General features: G+C 45.0%; 3 protein-coding genes. All 3 read right to left on the minus strand.

All coding sequences use genetic code 11. The features are described from left to right. The coding region (locus ACOTXR_RS25010) for a GNAT family N-acetyltransferase (RefSeq protein WP_421767133.1) at positions 1 to 376 on the minus strand (376 nt) is incomplete at its 3' end. A gap of 126 nt (positions 377 to 502) precedes the next feature. After that, positions 503 to 835: a quaternary ammonium compound efflux SMR transporter QacG2 gene (qacG2, locus tag ACOTXR_RS25015; RefSeq protein ID WP_015063357.1), complete on the minus strand. Its 333-nt coding sequence runs from the start codon at positions 833 to 835 to the stop codon at positions 503 to 505. A 231-nt stretch (positions 836 to 1,066) separates the two neighbouring features. Continuing rightward, the gene (locus ACOTXR_RS25020; RefSeq protein ID WP_015060105.1) at positions 1,067 to 1,807 is read right to left on the minus strand and encodes a subclass B1 metallo-beta-lactamase IMP-4; all 741 of its coding nucleotides are present in this window, start codon (positions 1,805 to 1,807) and stop codon (positions 1,067 to 1,069) included. Positions 1,808 to 1,894: the final 87 nt, after the last annotated feature.

Genomic DNA, 1,894 nt, shown 5'->3' on the forward strand with positions numbered 1-1,894 from the left:
ACAGCAACTCAACCAGAGCTCGAACCAGCTTGGTTCCCAAGCCTTTGCCCAGTTGTGATGCATTCGCCAGTGACTGGTCTATTCCGCGTACTCCTGGATCGGTTTCTTCTTCCCACCATCCGTCCCCGCTTCCAAGAGCAACGTACGACTGGGCATACCCAATCGGCTCTCCATTCAGCATTGCAATGTATGGAGTGACGGACTCTTGCGCTAAAACGCTTGGCAAGTACTGTTCCTGTACGTCAGCAAGTGTCGGGCGTGCTTCTTCTCCGCCCCACCACTCGACGATATGAGATCGATTTAGCCACTCATAGAGCATCGCAAGGTCATGCTCAGTCATGAGGCGCAGTGTGACGGAATCGTTGCTGTTGGTCACGATGCTGTACTTTGTGATGCCTAACGTTTGACGTGAGGGGCCGCCGTAGCGGCGAAGCCGCGAAGGGAACCCGCAAGCGCAGCTTGTGGGCGGTCCCTCTCGACGGAATGGTTAGATGCGACCGTTTTAGTGAACACTTGCCTTAGATAGCAAGTTGAGCACAGCAACGCCGCTGATAATGAAGCCGACACCAACAAATCCCCACATATCTAGTTTTTGACCATGCAAAACCCATGCAATCGCAGTGACCAAGACGATCCCGAGGCCCGACCAAACTGCGTAGGCGATTCCAACAGGAATCGATTTGAGTGTCAGCGACAGGAAATAAAAAGCAGCAGCGTATCCCGCTACGACGATAAAAGACGGTACTAACCTAGTAAAGCCCTCACTAGACTTGAGCGCAGAGGTTGCAATGACCTCAAAAATAATGGACGTAGCCAGAAATAACCAATTTTTCAAAATATTTATCCATGGAGTTCCGCGAATAAATTTTAGGTTCGATTTAAGAAAAAAAACAGTCTTGTTGCTGGCCGAAATTTGTGCGCACAGCAAAGCATCTAACGCCGAGTTCAGCGGCAGTTTTTAAGTTGTGGTTTTATGGAATATTTTTGCGAAGCAAAACCATAAAACCGCGACTTAAAAACTGTCCAGTGCGCGCAGCGCACGATGCTGCAACGACTTGTTAGAAATTTAGTTGCTTAGTTTTGATGGTTTTTTACTTTCGTTTAACCCTTTAACCGCCTGCTCTAATGTAAGTTTCAAGAGTGATGCGTCTCCAGCTTCACTGTGACTTGGAACAACCAGTTTTGCCTTACCATATTTGGATATTAATAATTTAGCGGACTTTGGCCAAGCTTCTAAATTTGCGTCACCCAAATTACCTAGACCGTACGGTTTAATAAAACAACCACCGAATAATATTTTCCTTTCAGGCAGCCAAACTACTAGGTTATCTGGAGTGTGTCCTGGGCCTGGATAAAAAACTTCAATTTTATTTTTAACTAGCCAATAGTTAACCCCGCCAAATGAATTTTTAGCTTGAACCTTACCGTCTTTTTTAAGCAGCTCATTAGTTAATTCAGACGCATACGTGGGGATGGATTGAGAATTAAGCCACTCTATTCCGCCCGTGCTGTCACTATGAAAATGAGAGGAAATACTGCCTTTTATTTTATAGCCACGTTCCACAAACCAAGTGACTAACTTTTCAGTATCTTTAGCCGTAAATGGAGTGTCAATTAGATAAGCTTCAGCATCTACAAGAACAACCAAACCATGTTTAGGAACAACGCCCCACCCGTTAACTTCTTCAAACGAAGTATGAACATAAACGCCTTCATCAAGTTTTTCAATTTTTAAATCTGGCAAAGGCTCTGCTGCGGTAGCAATGCTACAAAACAAAAATATAAAGAATACAGATAACTTGCTCATACTTTCCCTTTTCTAACTTTGTTTTAGGGCGACTGCCCTGCTGCGTAACATCGTTGCTGCTCCATAACATCAAACATCGACCCACGG

Origin of the sequence: Enterobacter cloacae complex sp. IR53030, from assembly GCF_049238365.1 — a bacterium.
GTDB classification, from domain to species: domain Bacteria; phylum Pseudomonadota; class Gammaproteobacteria; order Enterobacterales; family Enterobacteriaceae; genus Enterobacter; species Enterobacter kobei.